This is a genomic window from Nocardia sp. NPDC049149 (genome assembly GCF_043197455.1).
GTDB lineage: Bacteria > Actinomycetota > Actinomycetes > Mycobacteriales > Mycobacteriaceae > Nocardia.
Map to the genome: position 1 here is coordinate 172681 of NZ_JBICTD010000009.1, position 14847 is coordinate 187527.

At 65.5% G+C, this 14847-nt stretch carries 14 protein-coding genes; 9 read left to right on the forward strand and 5 right to left on the reverse strand.

All coding sequences use genetic code 11. The features are described 5' to 3' along the window. Positions 1 to 57: 57 nt before the first annotated feature. Entirely contained in the window at positions 58 to 927 is an 870-nt protein-coding gene (locus ACGFNJ_RS32355) for a BTAD domain-containing putative transcriptional regulator (RefSeq protein WP_393456865.1), read from the forward strand. An 82-nt stretch (positions 928 to 1009) separates the two neighbouring features. On the opposite strand, the gene ACGFNJ_RS32360 is transcribed toward ACGFNJ_RS32355, so the two are convergent. Next, positions 1010 to 1951 (reverse strand): esterase/lipase family protein, encoded by a 942-nt coding sequence (locus ACGFNJ_RS32360; protein WP_393456868.1) that lies wholly within the window; start codon positions 1949 to 1951, stop codon positions 1010 to 1012. 685 nt (positions 1952 to 2636) lie between these two features. Here ACGFNJ_RS32360 and ACGFNJ_RS32365 point away from each other — a divergent pair. Further along, on the forward strand, positions 2637 to 3815 hold the full coding sequence (locus ACGFNJ_RS32365) for a diguanylate cyclase domain-containing protein (protein WP_393456871.1): 1179 nt from the start codon (positions 2637 to 2639) through the stop codon (positions 3813 to 3815). 61 nt (positions 3816 to 3876) lie between these two features. On the opposite strand, the gene katG is transcribed toward ACGFNJ_RS32365, so the two are convergent. Together katG and ACGFNJ_RS32375 are read right to left on the reverse strand one after the other, a co-directional pair. Further along, positions 3877 to 6096 carry a catalase/peroxidase HPI gene (gene katG / locus ACGFNJ_RS32370; RefSeq protein WP_393456874.1) on the reverse strand — a complete coding sequence of 740 codons (2220 nt, stop codon included), beginning with the start codon at positions 6094 to 6096 and terminating at the stop codon, positions 3877 to 3879. A gap of 34 nt (positions 6097 to 6130) precedes the next feature. After that, a complete protein-coding gene (locus ACGFNJ_RS32375) occupies positions 6131 to 6547 on the reverse strand; it encodes a Fur family transcriptional regulator (protein ID WP_393457454.1) in 417 nt (138 codons plus the stop codon). Between the two features lie 148 nt (positions 6548 to 6695). On the opposite strand from ACGFNJ_RS32375, the gene ACGFNJ_RS32380 reads away from it, so the two are divergent. Continuing rightward, entirely contained in the window at positions 6696 to 8075 is a 1380-nt protein-coding gene (locus tag ACGFNJ_RS32380; protein WP_393456877.1) for an acyl-CoA dehydrogenase family protein, read from the forward strand. Positions 8076 to 8095: 20 nt separating this feature from the next. On the opposite strand, the gene ACGFNJ_RS32385 is transcribed toward ACGFNJ_RS32380, so the two are convergent. Next, a complete protein-coding gene (locus ACGFNJ_RS32385) occupies positions 8096 to 8887 on the reverse strand; it encodes an SAM-dependent methyltransferase (protein WP_393456880.1) in 792 nt (263 codons plus the stop codon). Between the two features lie 327 nt (positions 8888 to 9214). Between ACGFNJ_RS32385 and ACGFNJ_RS32390 the strand changes: the two genes are divergently transcribed. The 5 genes from ACGFNJ_RS32390 (at position 9215) to ACGFNJ_RS32410 (ending at position 13249) form a co-directional block, all read left to right on the forward strand. Continuing rightward, entirely contained in the window at positions 9215 to 10102 is an 888-nt protein-coding gene (locus tag ACGFNJ_RS32390; RefSeq protein ID WP_393456883.1) for a helix-turn-helix domain-containing protein, read from the forward strand. Between the two features lie 127 nt (positions 10103 to 10229). Then, positions 10230 to 10691: a nitroreductase family deazaflavin-dependent oxidoreductase gene (locus tag ACGFNJ_RS32395; RefSeq protein ID WP_393456886.1), complete on the forward strand. Its 462-nt coding sequence runs from the start codon at positions 10230 to 10232 to the stop codon at positions 10689 to 10691. 250 nt (positions 10692 to 10941) lie between these two features. Then, positions 10942 to 11913, forward strand: coding sequence for an LLM class flavin-dependent oxidoreductase (locus tag ACGFNJ_RS32400; RefSeq protein WP_393456889.1), 972 nt, complete (start codon positions 10942 to 10944; stop codon positions 11911 to 11913). 83 nt (positions 11914 to 11996) lie between these two features. Further along, positions 11997 to 12650: a TetR/AcrR family transcriptional regulator gene (locus ACGFNJ_RS32405; RefSeq protein ID WP_393456892.1), complete on the forward strand. Its 654-nt coding sequence runs from the start codon at positions 11997 to 11999 to the stop codon at positions 12648 to 12650. A gap of 20 nt (positions 12651 to 12670) precedes the next feature. Beyond that, positions 12671 to 13249 carry a carboxymuconolactone decarboxylase family protein gene (locus ACGFNJ_RS32410; RefSeq protein WP_393456895.1) on the forward strand — a complete coding sequence of 193 codons (579 nt, stop codon included), beginning with the start codon at positions 12671 to 12673 and terminating at the stop codon, positions 13247 to 13249. A 66-nt stretch (positions 13250 to 13315) separates the two neighbouring features. Here the strand turns inward: ACGFNJ_RS32410 and ACGFNJ_RS32415 are convergent, their stop codons facing one another. Continuing rightward, positions 13316 to 13948, reverse strand: coding sequence for a glyoxalase (locus ACGFNJ_RS32415; RefSeq protein ID WP_393456898.1), 633 nt, complete (start codon positions 13946 to 13948; stop codon positions 13316 to 13318). A 110-nt stretch (positions 13949 to 14058) separates the two neighbouring features. Between ACGFNJ_RS32415 and ACGFNJ_RS32420 the strand changes: the two genes are divergently transcribed. Beyond that, positions 14059 to 14847 carry an aminoglycoside adenylyltransferase domain-containing protein gene (locus tag ACGFNJ_RS32420; protein ID WP_393456901.1) on the forward strand — a complete coding sequence of 263 codons (789 nt, stop codon included), beginning with the start codon at positions 14059 to 14061 and terminating at the stop codon, positions 14845 to 14847.

Sequence of the window (14847 nt, forward strand, 5' to 3'; positions counted from 1 at the left end):
TAGATCTGGCTTCCTTATGAACTGATCGGGGCTCACAGCACGGACGGTGTATCAACAATGATCGACAGCAAGCAAGCCGATAACGCCCAGGTCGGTTCCACAATCGATGCGAGCACGGTAAGAGTCGACCTCCTCGGCTCTGTTTCGGTGGTCGCCGACGGGATTCGTACCGAACTGCGGGCAGGAAAAATTCGATCGATGCTCGCCACCCTCGCCCTCGATGCCGGGCGAATTGTCTATTATGACGAGTTGGTCCAAGAACTGTGGCCAGGGGAATCCCTCAAGAATCCGCGCAACGCACTGCAAGCGCATGCCACGCGGATACGAAGGACCTTCGAGCGATCCACGCCGCAGACCGATCAATGTTGTGCCCTGCGTGCCGTCTACAACGGGTACATACTCGACATTCCCCACGAACTGGTCGACAGCAATCGGTTCCTGGACCTCACCGCCCGCGGCGCCATCGCGTTGTCGCACGATCCCGCGGAGGCCGCGCGACTGCTGCGGCAGGGACTCGACCTGTGGCGCGGACCGGCGCTGCTCAACACGCACACCGGCGAACGATGCCGGGGCGCCGCCGCATTCCTGGAGGAACGGCGACTGCTCGCCTGGGAGGATCTGACCAGCGCCCACCTGCTGCTCGGTGACAACCGCCAAGCCGCAACGGAATTGCGTCGCCTCGTCGCCACCCACCCGACCCGCGAGCGCCTGTGCGCCTTGCTCATGCTCGCGCTCTACCGCACGGATCGGCAGTCCGACGCGCTCCGGCTGTTCCACTGCACGCGCAAGCATCTGGACGAGGAACTCGGTGTCGAGCCCGGCAAAGCGCTGCTGCGCCTCTACGAAGACATCCTCACCCAACACCCGGCCCTCGATTGCCCCGAGGTGGTGCTGAAGGGCTCGCAATTCGGAATCGCCAGGCACTGACCGGGTCTCCGACGCGGCACGGCGCCGACGTCGTCTCTGCACGGCGAAAGCCGCTCGCTCGGAGCGGCTTTCGTCGATCCGGTCAGCAGGTGACCGGCTTGGCGTGCGCCGGATCGAGGGCATTGACGATGACCTTGGCGGTCACCGGGTCGATGGCCATCAATCCGTGTTCGGAGAGATCCTTCGGGCACAGGTCCTGCACAACGATGTTGGTTGCGTTGGGGGCGTTCATGACACCGCTGGTGTAGGGGACGACGGCCTCGTCGTAGCGGGTCATGATGTTGGTGTAGGTGATACCCGGCACGGCGACGCCACCGGCGTTGAGTTTGTTCAGGAAGTCGGAGCCGTGCAGGAACTGCGGAGCGGACGCGAAGACTTCACCCGAGATCTTGTCGATCACCGGGCCGAGCCCGAATTGCCTGGCCAGCTTGTACAGGACATCGGCGCCGAACACCTTGGAGCCGTCCCACAGCGGGGTCATCGCGACATATTTGTCGACTTTCGCTGCGCCACCGAGGAATTTGACATAGTGGTTGGGCATCAAACTGCCCTCGGAATGCCCGACTATGTCGACCTTGGCCGCTTTGGTCGCCGCGAGGACCTTGTCGATGAACGCGCCCAATTCCACGGCGCTGCGCTCCATGACGTTGCGGCCACCGATCTGGTTGAGCGGGAAGGGCGTCCCGTCCGGCACGCCGTAGGTCAGCGCGAAGACGCAGTAGCCCTTGTCGGCCAGCATCGGCGAGATCTTCACCCAGTTCACGAACATGTTCGCGCTGGCACCGTGCACGAGCACCACCGGGTTCGGGTGGGCGCGGCTCGGTTTGCACTTCCAGTTGTTCGCGCCCTTGGGCGGCAGGCCGTGGTTCTTCTCCGCCTCTTGCGGAGTGACGACGACAGAGTTGTCCGCGGCCGCAGCGATGCCCGGCGACAGCGAAGTCCCACCCGACACCAGCGCGACCGCCGCCAGCGCGGCCGTCACGAATGTACGAATACGGATCCGGGTGGTGAGAGAAGATTTCATTGTTACTCCTGGCACGACAGTGCACGAATCCGGAGCACGCGATCCGGCCGCGGATTCGCGAGAGGGATAAACCAAGCCGCTTGAAAACAGTCACGTACACCAAGAACGTTAGAATTCACAAAGCAACTGGGCAATATGCCCAAATCCCCACTCGAACACCGCAACTCCCCTACTCCCACCCAACCCCCTTGGCACACCACAACACTTGATGCACCATCGAAATCGGTTGCGCCGTACCCGCCAGAATCGCGAGACGGAAGGGCTGACCGGAAGAGCCCTGCGCCGCAGCCACTCTGGACCTGCGGGCGGAGGTCTGGGAGTTGAATTACTCTGGCCGCGTGGGGTTTGCGGAATACAGTCCAGGTGACGTCGTTATCTTCCCGGAAGGGCCGTTCAGCGGGATCTGCGGGGTCGTACGGGAGGTCGACGCCAGGAGCTCGCGCATGCGCATCGACTTCGGCGAGGGCCTCGCCCATCGCGAAGGCGGCGTGCTGCGGGAGCGGCGACACAGCCTGACCGTCGGTTTCGACGAGGTCGAACTGCTCTAGGCCGCCTCAGCACGCGAACTTCAAGCGAACTACAGGACCAGGCCACCTACCACCGTCGACGTCGATTTTCCCCGACATCTTGCCGAGATTATTTCCATTCGGTTATTGTGCCGCAACAGCACAAAGGCGGTACTCTGATGACCAACACCCGCGCAATGCTTCAGACGTGGTGGCGCGACTCGGTCGACTACGACTGGGTTGTCGAGACGCTCGAATCCCATTCGGCGCTCGGCCCATTGAAGGTCGCGATCGGCGCGGGCGGGATCGTCATGGTGGCGATCGCGATGCTGACTGCGTCGACGCAGGCCGGTGCGGCAGGCCCGGTCGGCCACGCACTGTGCGGCATCGGGGCCGTGCTCGCCGGCCTGTTCACACTGCGCTGGTGGTTGTTGCCGTGGCCGCGGGAAGCCGAGTCGTTGATGTGGATCGTGCTCCTCGATGTCGGCATCGCCGCCAACGCCGTCGTGGTCCAGAACCGGCTGCTCGGCGTGCTCGGCATCATCCTGATGCTGTCGACCGGCGGATACGTGACGGTCTTCCACGGTCCGCGGATTCTGGCACTCAACACCGGCTGGACACTGCTGTCGATCACAGTGGTGTCGACCCTGATGATCCTCGGCACGCCTGCAGATACCGAACTCGGTAAAGGCGACTTCGCCCTCGGCGTAGCGGTGGTTCTGGTCGGGGTCGTTGCCGCAGGCCTCGTGCTCCCGATGGTGCACTTCTGCCACTGGCTGCTGCGACTGGATTCGCTCTCGGATCCGTTGACCACGCTGCCGAACCGCCGCGGCCTCGATTGCCAGCTGCGGCGCTTCTTCGGCCCCGACAGCCGCCGCGACGCCTATGTCGTCGCGGTCGATCTGGATCAGTTCACCTCCGTCAACGCCGCCTTCGGCCACGCCGTCGGCGACGAGGTGCTGCTGCGGACGGCCGAGAGTCTGCGCGCCGCCGCACTGCCGGGCGCGGTCATCGCCCGCACCGGCGGCGACGAGTTCACGGTGGTGGGTTATCTACGCGGCCAATCCATTTCGGTCACCGCGGAGCGGCTGCGCCACGCCATCGCGACCATGCCCGGCCTGCCGACCACGGTCACCGCCAGCGTCGGCGCCGCGGTCGCGGAATCCGCCAGGAAACCACGCACCGGCTTGTCGTATCGCACCGTGTTCTGCCGCTCCGACGCCGCCATGTTTCAGGCGAAACAGTTGGGCGGCAACGCTGTTGTCGCGCCAGGCTTGACGATCGACACGGGATCGGTCAGCGGATCCCGAGCAAGGACAGCACCGCAACCGCAGACCGAGTCCGCTCGGAACCGATAACCCAAGTCCCCCAAACAAATCCAGGCCGACCCCGAAGGGCCGGCCTGGAATCCAGTCACGCTCAGGCGAGATCGAACCTGTCGTTCTCGACCACCTTGACCCACGCGGCAACGAAGTCCTTCACGAACCGCGCCCCCGAGTCCTGCTGGGCATACACCTCAGCCACCGCACGCAGCACCGAGTGCGACCCGAAGAGCAGATCGTTGGCGGTCGCCGTCCGCACCGTCTTGCCCGACTTCGAGTCGACACCCTCGTAGACGTTCTCCGCCGACGCGGACGCCTTCCACTCGATGTTCTGGTCGAGCAGGTTGACGAAGAAGTCGTTCGTCAAAGTGCCTGGCCGATCGGTGAATACACCGTGCTCGGTGCCGTTGTAGTTGGCGCCGAGCGCACGCAAGCCGCCGATCAGCACGGTCAGCTCCGGCGCCGTCACGTCGAGCAGGTAGGCCCGCTCGAGCAGCAACCGCTCCAGCGGCGCCTTCTCCCCGACCCGCACGTAGTTGCGGAACCCGTCGGCGCGCGGCTCGAGCACCGCGAACGACTCCACGTCCGTGCTCTCCTGCGAGGCATCGGTGCGGCCGGGCGCGAACGGCACTGTGACGTCGTGGCCGGCGTCCTTGGCCGCCTTCTCGATCGCCGCCGACCCGGCGAGGATGATCAGGTCGGCCAGCGAAACCTTCTTGCCGCCGGAGCCGTTGAAGTCCTGCTGAATCTGCTCGAGCACGGGCAGCACCTTGGCCAGCTCGGCGGGTTCGTTGACCTCCCAGCTCTTTTGGGGTTCGAGGCGAAGCCGAGCGCCGTTGGCGCCGCCACGCTTGTCGGTGCTGCGGAAGCTCGCCGCCGACGCCCACGCGGTCTTGACCAGCTGCGCCACCGAGAGTCCCGACTCGAGCACCTTGCTCTTGAGCTCCGCGATCTCCGGCGCACCGATCAGCTCGTGGTCGACGTCGGGAACCGGGTCCTGCCACAGCTGCGGTTCCGGCACCCACGGACCGAGATACCGGCTGATCGGCCCCATGTCGCGGTGCAGCAGCTTGTACCATGCCTTCGCGAACGCCTCGGACAGCTCCTCGGGATGCTCCAGCCAACGACTGGTGATCTCGCGGTAGATCGGGTCTTCCCGCAGCGCGAGGTCCGTGGTCAGCATGGTCGGCGTCCGGGCGGGCCCGTCGAACGGATCGGGGATAGTGCCTTCGCCCGCACCGTCTTTCGGCTTCCACTGATGCGCACCGGCGGGGCTCTTGGTCAGCTCCCACTCGTAGCCGTAGAGGTTCTGCAGGAAACCGTTGCCCCACTTGGTCGGTGTCGACGTCCAGACGACTTCCAGACCGCTGGTGATGGCGTCCTTGCCCTTGCCGGTGCCGTATGCGCTCTTCCAGCCGAGGCCTTGCTGCTCGATCGGGGCGGCTTCGGGCTCCGCGCCGACCAGGTCCGCATCGCCTGCACCGTGGGTCTTGCCGAAGCTGTGCCCGCCGACGATCAGCGCGGCGGTCTCCTCGTCGTTCATGGCCATGCGCCCGAACGTCTCTCGGATGTCCCGCGCGGCGGCCACCGGATCCGGGCGACCGTTCGGCCCTTCCGGATTCACATAGATCAGGCCCATCTGGACGGCGCCGAGCGGACCCGACAGCTCACGCTCGCCGCTGTAGCGTTCGTCGCCGAGCCAGGTGTCCTCCGACCCCCAGAAGATCTCCTCGGGCTCCCAGATGTCGGGGCGGCCGAAGCCGAAGCCGAAGGTCTGGAACCCCATCGATTCGAGCGCAACGTTGCCCGCGAACACCAGCAGGTCGGCCCAGGAGACGGCGTTGCCGTACTTCTGCTTCACCGGCCACAGCAGCCTGCGCGCCTTGTCCAGGTTGGCGTTGTCCGGCCAACTGTTGAGCGGTGCGAAGCGCTGCGCGCCCTGACCGCCGCCGCCGCGGCCGTCCGCGATGCGGTAGGTGCCTGCCGCGTGCCAGCTCAACCTGATGAACAGGCCGCCGTAGTTGCCGTAGTCGGCGGGCCACCAGTCCTGCGAATTGGTCAGTACCGCAGCGACATCCGCCTTCAGCGCGTCGACGTCGAGCTTGCGGAACTCGGCGGCGTAGTCGAAGTCTTCGCCGAGCGGGTTGCCCTTGGGCGAGTGGGCGTGCAGCACCGAGACGTCGATCTGCTCCGGCCACCAGTCCTTGTTGGTGCGCGGGCGATGATCGGTCTTCGGCGTCGGCGACGGGATTGCCGGGTTCTCACTCTCACTGCGTGTCGCGGTGTCAGGAGTGGGTGGGCGGCTGTCGGTGGTCACGACGTTCCTTCCTGATGGGTGGTGCGGGCTGTGGTCAGGGACGTGCGGGGGCGGCCTGTGCCGCCGAGCATGCGGGGCACAGACCCCAGTAGATGACCTCGGCCTCGTCGATCGAGAAACCGTGGTCGTTCGACGCGGTCAGACACGGGGCCGCGCCGACGGCGCAGTCGACGTCGGCGATCACGCCGCACCTGCGGCAGACGACATGGTGATGGTTGTCGCCGACGCGCGATTCGTACCGCGCGACCGAGCCGGACGGCTGGATGCAGCGGAGCAGGCCTGCGGCGGTGAGCGTGTGCAACGAGTCGTATACGGCCTGGTGCGAGACCGCCGCCAGGCGGGCGCGCACGGCCCGGATGATCGAATCCGTGTCGGCGTGCGGATCATCGTGCACTGCGCTGAGCACCGCGACTCGCGGTGCCGTCACGCGCAGCGAAACTCCCCGCAGCATCTGCTGGAATTCCGTGTCCGTTGGCACGCTCGGAAGTCTTGTCCGGTTTCTGGAACCAGTCAAGCATTTGCTGGGTCCCTGGCGGATTCTGCCGCGATCGATCCGATCTTCGCCGTGTGCGCGGCCCGAGGCTGGGTATCGCCAAGTCGTGAGTTTCGACCTGACACCGACGGCGGCGCAGCACGACCTGGCCAAGCGTGCGCACGAATTCGCCGAAGACTGCCTCAGGCCGGCCGCCGCCCACTACGACCGGGCCCAGGAGTTCCCGTGGCCGCTGCTCGAAGCGGCCGCCGAGCGCGGCTTCTACAGCCCGCTGTTCTATCGCGACCTCATCGGCGACCCGACCGGACTGTCGCTGCCGATGTTCATGGAGGAGTTGTTCTGGGGCTGTGCCGGCATCGGATTGGCGATTGTGATGCCCGCACTTGCCCTTTCGGCGATCGGTCAGGCCGCAACGCCCGAGCAGATGCTGCGGTGGGCGCCCGAATGTTTCGGCACGCCTGGGGATCTGAAGCTCGCGGCGCTGGCCATCTCGGAACCCGAGGGCGGCAGCGATGTCCGCAACCTGCGCACCAGAGCGGTCCGCGACGGCGACGACTGGGTCATCGACGGCCACAAGATGTGGATCGGCAACGGCGGCATCGCGAATGTGCACGTCGTCAACGCGGTGGTGGATGCGGAGCTCGGGCACCGCGGCCAGGCGCTGTTCGTGGTGCCAGGCGGCACACCAGGATTGGAGTTGGTGCGCAAGCTCGACAAGATGGGCTGTCGCGCATCCCATACCGCGGAATTGCGGTTCACCGGCGTGCGCGTGCCCGCGGAGAATCTGCTCGGCGGGATCGACAAGCTCGAGCACACGCTCGCCAAGCGACGCGAAGCACTGCGCAGCGGCGGCCGCGCTGGTTCGGTGACGCTGGGCACGTTCGAGCAGACCCGCCCGATGGTCGCCGCGCAGGCACTCGGAATCGCCAGGGCCGCATTGGAATACATGACGGCATACGCCAACCGGCGGGAGGCCTTCGGCGCGCCGATCATCGACAATCAGGGCATCGCCTTCCCGATCGCCGACCTGGCCACCGAGATCGACGCCGCGCGGCTGCTGACCTGGCGGGCCTCCTGGATGGCGGCCAACGGTGTGCCCTTCGAGCGCGGCGAAGGATCGATGTCGAAGCTGGCGGCCAGCCAGGTCGCGGTGAAAGCCACCGAACGCGCGATCCAGACGCTGGGCGGCTGGGGGTACATCAGCGACCACCCGGTGGAGAAGTGGTACCGAGATGCGAAGCTGTACACCATCTTCGAGGGGACCAGCGAGATCCAGCGCATCGTGATCGCGCATGCGCTCGGCGCGGCCGACGGCAGGCCGCCGCTGCATGTCGATCTCGAACCGTCGGGCGGACCGCTCAGCAAGGCGTTCGGCCGCGGCACCGAAGTGCGCACCAGAGCCGCGGCGGCGGCGCTCGGCATGCGGGACCACGTACCTGGGCCGATCTTGAAGGCCGCGATGCGGATGCTTCGTCCGCCACGCTGAGCTCGGAACGTGGCTACCCGTCAGGGTTTACGAGCGACTCCCCCGCGGGCGGAGATCGGCCGGGTATCGCCGACGTCCTTGACCTCGGGACGCCATTCGGTGATGGAGACGAATCCTGGTTCGACGAATTCGAGACCGTCGAAGGCGGCGCGGATCTCGTCCCCGGTGCGCGGAACATAGGGCACGCCACCAGATTTCGCGTACTCCGCGCACAACGTCACATACGGTTCGCTTTCGGTGGTGCCGTCCCACAGCACCAAATAGCTGCCGGAAGGAGCCGAATCGACAACCGTGCGCACGATGCGCAGCATGTCCTGGTAACTGTGGGCATGCCCGAGCACCCCCATGAACATCACCGCGATCGGCTGGGTGAAGTCCAGGATGTTGTGTGCGTCGGACACGATCTGTTCGGGAACGTGGAAGTCGGCATCGATATAGGTGGTGACGCCTTGGCTGGTGGTGTTGTTCAACAACGCCCGCGCGTGGGTGAGCACCAGCGGATCGTTGTCCACGTAGACAATTTTCGCGGCAGGCGCCTCCGACTGGGCGACCTCGTGAGTGTTCTGCATAGTCGGCAACCCGGTGCCGATGTCGAGGAACTGGCGGATCCCGGCCTCGCGCGCCAGGTAACGCACCGCGCGGATGAGGAACTCGCGCGATTGCACTGCCATCGTCGCGATATCCGGATCGATCTGCAGGCTCGCCTCGCCGACGGCACGATCGACGTCGTAGTTGTCCTTGCCGCCCATCCAGAAGTTCCAGATCCGCGCGGAATGCGGAATGTCGGTGCGAATCAACCGGTCGTTCGACATTGTCAACTCCTATATCGGTTCGAGTGACGCGCTGCAGGCGCCTGAGTGGGGAGTTGAACCCACAACTACTGGTGCGGATGTGACGGTACTAGACATCCCGTCGGAGATGGGGACACTCGAAGATGTTGCAGCACTCGGCGCCTCGGCCGTGGCGTTCGCTCGCTGCACGGACGAAATCTTGCGCATGCAGCAATGCGACTCGTGCACCGCGGTGAGCTCATACCCTCGCCCGTGTTCGAGCGCTAGCATTTAGGGCGAGCGGTGTGCCCCGCCGACGTCGTGGCCGCCCTCGCGCTCGCTGCCATCATGTTCGGAACAGGAAAACTCGTGGTCGCACAACCGGTTCGGATCAATGGGGTCGATCCGAACGTGGCCGACCGTGGACCGACCGCGTTGCGGATCGCCGTCGGCGGCCAGCTCCGCAGACTCCGCGAGGCGGCGGGCATCACCCGCGACGATGCGGGCGAGCACATCCGCAGCTCGCACGCCAAGATCAGTCGCCTCGAGCTCGGCCGACACGGCTTCAAAGACCGCGACGTGCGCGATCTGCTGACGCTCTACGGCGTCACCGACTCCGACCAGCGCGAGATGTTCCTCGAATTGGCGCGCAAGGCCAACGAGCCCGGCTGGTGGCATCGCTACAACGACCTGCTGCCGCACTGGTTCGAAACCTACATCGGCCTCGAAGGCGCCGCGCACACGATCAGAACCTTTGAGGGCCAACTGGTTCCGGGGCTACTGCAAACCGAGGACTACACCCGCGCGGTCGTCGCGGTCAGGCACAAGAGCCCCGACTCGGTCCGCCGGGTCGAATTGCGCAGAAAGCGCCAGGAAATCCTGGATCGGCCCGCGCCGCCGAAGTTGTGGGCCGTGCTCGATGAGGCGGTCTTGCACCGCCCGATCGGCAGCATCGCCGTGCTGCGCGCGCAGATCGAACACTTGACGCGAATGACGGACCGCCCCAATGTGACCATCCAAGTCCTGCCCTACCGCACGGGTGGGCATCCGGCCGCGGGCAGCTCGTTCACGATGCTCCGTTTTGCCGAACGCGAGCTGCCCGACATCGTCTATATGGAACAACTCGCCAGCGCCATCTACCTCGACCGTCGCGACGAGGTCGGCCGGTACCACGAAGTCATGGACCAGCTCGCTGTGCAAGCCGCGCCACCCACCGAAACCAACAGCCTTCTGCACGAAGCCGCGGCCGCCCTCTGACCGTTGCGAGCAAGCAGCACACTGTCTACTATCAGTTGTAGTAGATCAAGGGTGGGGAGATCCTATGCGAAACAGTGCTGGCGCGAACGAGACTGGGCGGGGCGGTAATTCCTCGGCGGCACGCATCATGTCGTCAGCTTCGCGGTTCGCCAACAAACGCGGGATCTACCTGGGCCGGCGTTCGACGAAAGTGCATGTGGCCCTGTATCGGCGGTCCAACGGCAGAATCGGCGGCCATCTGCCCGGATCGCCACGGGCGAAGATTCTGCTGCTGGATCATGTCGGAGCCAAGAGCGGACTCCGGCGCACCTCGCCACTGATGTACTACGCCGGCGACAAGTTCGTTGCGGTAGTGGCCTCGAAGGCGGGCCAGCCAACCCACCCCGCCTGGTTTCACAACCTGAAAGCCAACCCGGACACCACGATTCGAATCGGCTCGCAAACCCGTACGGTCCGGGCACGCGTCGCAACTGACGCGGAGCGAGATCAACTCTGGCCCCAATTCGTCGCGTTCTTCCCCGACTACGACTTCTACCAACACCTCGCCCGAGACCGCACAATCCCCATCATGATCCTCGACCCCCGCTGAGCACCCATCAGTCGCCGCCACCACGTCGACGTTGCACTGCACCTACCGAAGTTCGGCGATCAGACCGGCGCGATGCACGCAGTAGGACGTCAAACTCGTTGCAGCGCCCAGTGTCAGCTCGCCGCTGCCGAGCACCTCCCATTCGTGGTGGCGGCGGGTCTGGGGGCGGGGATAGTGTCGATCGTGTGACGAAGGTGCTGGTTCCGGGTCCAGGTGCGGGCTGTGCGATCGACGCCGAGCGAGACGGCCGATGAAACTGCCGATTTCGGTGCTCGACATCGGGCCCATCGAGGAGGGGCAGTCGCCGAGCGAGGCGCTGCAGGCGACGCTGAGTCTCGCTGTACATGCCGATCAGCTCGGCTGTCAGCGGTTTTGGGTTGCCGAGCATCATAATTCGCCCAATATCGCGACGGCGGCTCCGGCCGTGATTCTGGGGGTGCTCGGCGCGGCGACAGCGCGGATCCGGCTCGGTTCGGGTGGGGTGATGCTGCCCAATCACGCACCGCTGGTGGTCGCCGAGCAGTTCGGCACCTTGTCGGCGTACTACCCGGACCGGGTCGATCTCGGTATCGGCCGGGCGCCCGGCACCAATGCGGTTGCGGCCGAGGCATTGCGGCGACCGCCGGACAGCGTGTTCGGCGACGAACTACGAGAACTGCTGCGCTATTTGACCGTTGGCTCCGCGTCGGTGACCGCGGTGCCTGGACAGGGCAGCGATGTCGAGCTGTGGTTGCTTGGCTCCGGTCTGGACAGCGCACGATTGGCCGCCGAATGCGGACTGCGCTACGCGTTCGCGCATCATCTCAAACCGCAGCTCGCGGCGGAGGCAATGGAGTTGTACCGGAGCGAGTTTCGTTCTTCCGGCTTACTCAGCGCGCCGTACACCATGGTGTCTGTGCACGTGGTCTGCGCCGAGGACGATGCCAAGGCGCGATGGTTGGCGGACCCGGCCCAGTTGTCGTTCCTTCGGATGAATGGCTGGCCAACGGAGGGGTTCCCTTCGCCCGCCGAGGCGGCGGCCTACGCCTGGACCGCGGACGAACGCGCCGCGGCCGACGAACGCCAACAGGCACAGGCGATCGGCAGTCCGGCAACGGTGCGGCGCAGGTTGACCGACATCGTCGGCGCGACACGGCCGGATGAGCTGATGGTGATGAACGTGGTGACCGATCCCGCCGAGCGGGCGGCCGCGCTCACCCGGGTCTATTCCCTCGTTTCCTAGCACCGCTGGACGCCTTCGATAGCCTTCTGCTATCTTCAAAAAGCGAATCTGAATTCGGTTTCACATTTGCCTTCGGAGGTGCCATGACCGACCGCAGCAGCGGTGTTGCCACGACCAGCAGGCTCCGCGTCGCACCCCAGCAGGCGCGCAGTCACGCACGGATCGGCGCGGTGCTGGATGCCGCCGAGCGGCTGCTCGCCGAGGCGGGCGTCTCGGCGGTCACCACGACCAAGGTCGCCGCCGAGGTCGGCATGTCGGTCGGCGCGATGTACCGGTACTTTCCGGACAAGGAGGCGATCCTGGGTGCACTGGCCGAGCGCTTCCTGCTCCAGTTCGACAACACCCTCGGCGAGCTCGTCCAGCGAGCAGGCGAGCAGACGTGGGCCGATCCGGCCGACGTGCTGGTCGACCTGTTCGTGCACCAGTTCCGCGGCCGGCCCGCACTGCTCGCGATTCTGGTCGACGCTCGTCTTTCCGAGGAACTGATCCAAGCGGATCGGGCTTACATCCAGGCCATCGCCGACAACGTCCGGCAGATCGTGCTCGCCCAAGGCATCGCCGTCGAGACGCCAGGATTGACGGCCGCGTGCCATGCGGCAGTGCTGGCCGTTGACGCGATCGTCCTGGCGGCCTTCCGGCTGGATCCGGCGGGCGATCCCCAATTGATCACCGAAGTAAAGGCATTGCTACGCAACTATTTAACCGACATCTCGACCCGATTCGGATCCACGGAGTAGTCCCCGGAAGAGAGCGCACCATGGCGAGGATTCCCTACCCCGAGCGCCCGAAGTCAGTGCGGGCCGTCCCGATTCCCACGGACGTGCCGGAGCATCACATGCTCAGCATGCTGATGCATTCGCAAGGGACGATCCAACCGTGGATAGGGCTCGGTGTCGCACTGTTCACCGCAACCACCTTGCCTGCGCGCTCTCGTGAACTGGTGATCTTGGCGACCTGTCACGCCATGGACGCCGTATACGAGTGGCGCCAACACGAAACGACCTCGGCGTCGTTCGGCGTGACCGTCGAGCAACGCGCGGCAATCCGCTCGGAAAACCTCGACATCCTCGACGATTACGACCGATCCCTGGTCCAGTTCGCCACTGCCGTAGTGAAAAGCCCGCGCATCGATGAGCAGGCCTTTGCCGCTGTGCGCCACCATCTTTCCGACGCTGAAATCGTCGAGGCGATACACCTCTGCGGCTACTTCTGGACCCAGAACCGACTCGCAAGCACCCTCGATATCGAGATCGACCCGCCGAACGACTACGCCGTCGTGGCGGCCAACGTGGCATCGTGGGGTTTGCCCACCGAGACGTTCCCGGTAACTGACTGAAACTCGAGGACGGTTCCGGGGTGCGCCCTCATCGCACACCCCAGACTCGCAGTCCCCGTTGCCATTTCAGGCCGCCGTGCCCTCCCACACGAACCCGTCCGGATCGACGAAGGAACCGGCGTTGCCGCCGATGACGATCTGGTGCGAACCGGTGCCGTCCACGGCGACGCCCGCATCCTTGGCGGCGGCCTTGCGCGGGTACATCGCCAGCTTGACCGCCGACTTCGGGCTCGCGAACTCGACGTACTTGCCGCCGAAGCTCTTTGCCACGGTCAGACCGCGGTCGACATAGAACTGCTTGCTCGCCTTGACGTCGTCGACGCCGAGCAGCAGCACCACATCGTCGACCTCGCGAGTGGCCGGGCCGGTATCCTTCTTGTTCGACGAGGTCACCTTCCAGATCGTTCCGTCCGGCGCCTGGATGACCGCGCCGTAACCCCAGAAGCTCTTCTTCGCGGGCTTCAACATCGTGAAGCCGACGGCCAGGGCGGAGCCGACAAGGCTGTCGACGGTGCTCGGCTGGGCGACCACCAGCGAGAGCATGAACCCGCGGAAGCCGGTTGCTGGTTCCTGTGCAGCTCGGAAGCTCAGCTTGTCGCCCAACCCGAAGGCGGCGGCGTAGGAGGCTTCGGCGGCGGCCGGGTCGGGGACCTCGAGGTGGATGTTGATGCCGGTGTTGGTGTCAGTGGTGATGTTCATGCAGCTAACGCTAATTTCGGCGCGGGATCGAAACATCCGTGCCGACCACGGATCGTGTCCACTGAGCCGAGCACTGAGGAGCCCAGGGACCCCGATGGATACTTGATCGCGTGCACCGTGCCGACCCGCCGCCCTTGCCCGAAGAGATCCGCCCCTACCTGGACGAACTCGTTCAGCGCAGCACGACCGTCTGCGGACCACACCTGCGCAGCATCTTCGCGGTCGGCTCGATCGCGCTCGACGACTACCGACACGGCCGCAGCGACATCGACGTGACGATGGTCGTCGACCCGGCGCTCCCGGCAGCCGCCGTACCCGAACTGGCCGAATCACTCACCCACCCCGCGCTCCCCTGCCCGGCAGCAGGATTGGAGCTGGTGGTCTACGACTCCGACTTCACCGCCCGTCCCTCCGGAAACGCCGGGTACCTCCTGAATCTCAATACTGGCCCTATGCTGCCGCCCTGCGCCGACTTCGATTCGTCTGGTGCACAGTCTTTTTGGTATGTCATCGATCGCTCGATCGCCTACCAGTCCGGACGTCTGCTCGCGGGCGACCCCGTCCGGCAAGTCCTCACAGCGCCAACACAACACGACCTGTTCACCGCCCTGGCAACCTCCGTCCGCGAACACACCACCGCCGAAGGCCACCTGAACGACAATCGAGTACTCAACGGCTGCCGCTCGGCAGTCTTCTGCCGCACCGGCCGCTGGCTCCCCAAACGCAAAGCCGCACAATCGATCGCAGCATCAGAGTCCCGTTTCCGCCCCCTCGTGGAAGCCGCCGTGCAAAGCTTCGAGCGTCCGCGCCAAGCAGCACTCCCCCTGCCGACCACCGAAGTCCGAAGCTTCTTGAACTGGGTGGCCGAACGCGTAACAGACGCCGCCAAGGCAACATAA

Coding starts and splice junctions, on each gene's coding strand:
- ACGFNJ_RS32410 (WP_393456895.1), top strand. CDS start 12,671: ATGGCGAGGATTCCCTACCCCGAGCGCCCGAAGTCAGTGCGGGCCGTC.
- ACGFNJ_RS32415 (WP_393456898.1), bottom strand. CDS start 13,948: ATGAACATCACCACTGACACCAACACCGGCATCAACATCCACCTCGAG.
- ACGFNJ_RS32405 (WP_393456892.1), top strand. CDS start 11,997: ATGACCGACCGCAGCAGCGGTGTTGCCACGACCAGCAGGCTCCGCGTC.
- ACGFNJ_RS32400 (WP_393456889.1), top strand. CDS start 10,942: ATGAAACTGCCGATTTCGGTGCTCGACATCGGGCCCATCGAGGAGGGG.
- ACGFNJ_RS32365 (WP_393456871.1), top strand. CDS start 2,637: ATGACCAACACCCGCGCAATGCTTCAGACGTGGTGGCGCGACTCGGTC.
- ACGFNJ_RS32375 (WP_393457454.1), bottom strand. CDS start 6,547: ATGCTGCGGGGAGTTTCGCTGCGCGTGACGGCACCGCGAGTCGCGGTG.
- ACGFNJ_RS32355 (WP_393456865.1), top strand. CDS start 58: ATGATCGACAGCAAGCAAGCCGATAACGCCCAGGTCGGTTCCACAATC.
- ACGFNJ_RS32395 (WP_393456886.1), top strand. CDS start 10,230: ATGTCGTCAGCTTCGCGGTTCGCCAACAAACGCGGGATCTACCTGGGC.
- ACGFNJ_RS32360 (WP_393456868.1), bottom strand. CDS start 1,951: ATGAAATCTTCTCTCACCACCCGGATCCGTATTCGTACATTCGTGACG.
- ACGFNJ_RS32385 (WP_393456880.1), bottom strand. CDS start 8,887: ATGTCGAACGACCGGTTGATTCGCACCGACATTCCGCATTCCGCGCGG.